Origin of the sequence: Protofrankia sp. CiT1 (assembly GCF_917627335.1) — a bacterium.
In the GTDB taxonomy this organism is placed as follows: Bacteria; Actinomycetota; Actinomycetes; order Frankiales; family Frankiaceae; genus Protofrankia.
In genome coordinates this window covers 1-2516 of the sequence record NZ_CAKJTP010000296.1, presented here as the reverse complement: position 1 = coordinate 2516, position 2516 = coordinate 1, and the positions used below count along the sequence as shown (strand labels likewise).

The window sequence follows — 2516 nt, the reverse complement described above, 5'->3', positions numbered from 1 at the left end:
GGCTCCGTGCGCCGTGGTTGTCGGTGTCGGCCCGGACGAGCGCGCCGAGGTAGTGGTTGCGCACCCGGGCCAGCACGTCGGGGGCCAGCGCGTCCTGCCCGGCCGCCCGGGCATCGTGAGCGGCGGCGTGGGCCTCGAGCAGGGTGTTCGCCATCGCCTCAGCCCACAGCTGCCCGTCCGGGTCGCCGTCGTGGACCGACCGAAGATCTCTGAGCAGGTGAGCGCCGCACCAGGCGTGCACCGCGGTGGTCAGATGGGCGTAGCCGGCGTACCCGTCGCGTACCAGGACCCCGGTGAACGACGGCCAGACCTGTCCGGCGTCGATCGCCGCGGCGGAACGGCCGCCGACGTGCATCACGGTGAGGTGGTCGGTGCACGCCACGTGCAGGTAGCGCAGGGCGCCGTCGGCGCGGGCGGTGGTCTCGTCGGCGTGCGCGACCGGCGCGAGCCTGTCAGATTTTTTGTGTACGGGGCCTTCCCGCGTTCCGGTAGTTACCGGTCCGCGCCTTTCACCGGCCCGGTCGTGATGCTCACCGTTTTAGCCTGGTCCGTGCCTCGCACCGACGGGTTCCGACGTTTTCGGACAGAGACCCGCGCAGGCGGCGGTTCTTCAGTTGTGGGATGTTCCGGCCCTCGTGCTCACCGATCCGGCTCTCTGCCGGGCCGCTGCCGTGGCGGTGTGGTTCACAGTATCGCTGTCGATGTGCTGATGGGAGGTGGCGCGCCGGGTTTTCCATGGCTCGGCGTGGTCCTTACAGCTCCTCCTGCGGGATGAGATCGGCCGCAGCGACGAGCAGATCGAACGCGAAGGCCTCGAGACCGGGGCCGGCGGGGCCGGACAGCTCACGGTAAGCGGCCTGCGCGGCGAGATCACCAGCGAGGCGGACGAGCAGGGCCCCGGCCTGGTGGAGCAGATCGACGAGGTCCTCGGCGTCGTCGCGGCGCAGTGCGACGGTGTCAGTGAGCACGGCCGCGGCCGGGTCGTCGGGCAGGAAGGCCGTCTCGGCGGGGTCCATGGCCGGGATCATGCCCGCTTCACAGGGCCAGGTCGGGGATCCGGCCAGGGTAGGCGGTCGCGAGCTCGGCGAGCGCCGGTTTCCAGCCCTGCGCGGCGTGTCCCTCGATGAGTTTCCCCGGGGCGGTGCGGCCGGTCCGTGGTTTGCCGGCCTCCTTCGCACGGGCACGGGCACGTTTGTCCTCGATATCGACGATCGCCAGCCACAGCAGCTTCACGACCGCGTCGTTCGACGGGAAATGCCCCCGATTCTTGATGATTTTCCGCAGCTGGTAGTTGAAGCTTTCGATCGCATTCGTCGTGTAGATGATTCTTCGCAGGTTAGGGGTGAACTCCAGAAACGGGACGAACTGCTCCCAGGCCCGTTCCCAGACCGCCACCGCCGCCGGATGCTTCTTGCCGAGCTCGGACTCGGAGAACTCCAACAGTGCCTGCTCGGCCGCGTCCAGGCACGGCGCGGTGTAGATAGGCCGCAGCGCGGCCGCGAGCTTCTTGCGGTCCGTGTAGGAGGCATACCGCAGCGCCGAGCGGATCAGATGGACCGTGCAGGTCTGCACCGTCGTGCGACCGTAGACGGTGCCGATCGCCTCGGGTAGCCCGGTCAGCCCGTCACAACACACGATCAGGATGTCGCGCACCCCGCGGTTACGCAGCTCGGCCATCACCGCGGCCCAGTGCCGGGCGCCCTCGTTCTGCTCGACCCAGATCCCCAGCACGTGCTTGACCCCGTCCAGGTCGACCCCGACCGCCAGGTGCACCGCCTTGGTACGCACCGACCCCCCGTCGCGGACCTTCGCGACCAGCGCATCGACGTAGACGACCGGATACACCTCGTCCAGGGGCCGGTGCTGCCAGGCCTTCACGTCCTCGAGCACCTCGTCGGTGATCCGCGAGATCGTGTCGTGCGACACCTCTACCCCGACCGTGCGGGCCAGATGGTGGCAGACGTCGCGGACCGTCATCCCGCCGGCGTACAGCGAGATCACCGTGTCCGACAGGCCCCCGACCCGCCGGTCGCCCTTCGGGATCAGCCGCGGCTCGAACGTCCCGGCCCGGTCGCGTGGCACGTCGAGCTGGACCGGTCCGACCTCGGTCAGCACCGTCTTGCGCGACGTGCCGTTACGCGCGTTGCCCGCCCCCGCCGCCTCGCCCTTCGCGTAGCCCAGATGCGCGTCCAGCTCGGCCGCCAGCCCCCGCTCGAGCACCTGCTTGATCAGCCCGGACAACAGCCCGCCCTGCCCGGTCAGCTTCACCTCGCCGCCCGCCGCCGTCTGCGCGAGCAGCGCGCCGACCAGCTCGTCGGCCACCCCGTCGGGCAGTGCGAGCCCCCCGGCCCGCGGCGCCGGCACCAGCGCCCCGCCCGGCAGTGGTGCCTCCAGAGGGTCCTCGACCCGAGCGCCCTGTCCGTCTAGTGTCGTCATTTCGGTCCTCCTCCGCTCAAGGGGCTCTACACCCCTACAGCATGACTCTAGGCATCAACTCCCTTACACAAAGTTTCTGA

General features: G+C 69.8%; 2 protein-coding genes and 1 pseudogene. All 3 read right to left on the bottom strand.

The genetic code is table 11. The annotated features are described in order from the left end of the window. Positions 1-445, bottom strand: a pseudogene (locus MJ785_RS21790) (transposase); the annotation flags it as partial. Between the two features lie 307 nt (positions 446-752). Continuing rightward, the gene (locus MJ785_RS21785) at positions 753-1028 is read right to left on the bottom strand and encodes a hypothetical protein (RefSeq protein ID WP_239382735.1); all 276 of its coding nucleotides are present in this window, start codon (positions 1026-1028) and stop codon (positions 753-755) included. Between the two features lie 7 nt (positions 1029-1035). Next, positions 1036-2364, bottom strand: coding sequence for an IS256 family transposase (locus MJ785_RS21780; protein WP_370653032.1), 1329 nt, complete (start codon positions 2362-2364; stop codon positions 1036-1038). Between the last annotated feature and the right edge of the window lie 152 nt (positions 2365-2516).

What these genes read in the sequence shown, in the direction of transcription:
- MJ785_RS21785 (WP_239382735.1), bottom strand. Translation starts at nt 1,028, where the DNA reads ATGATCCCGGCCATGGACCCCGCCGAGACGGCCTTCCTGCCCGACGAC.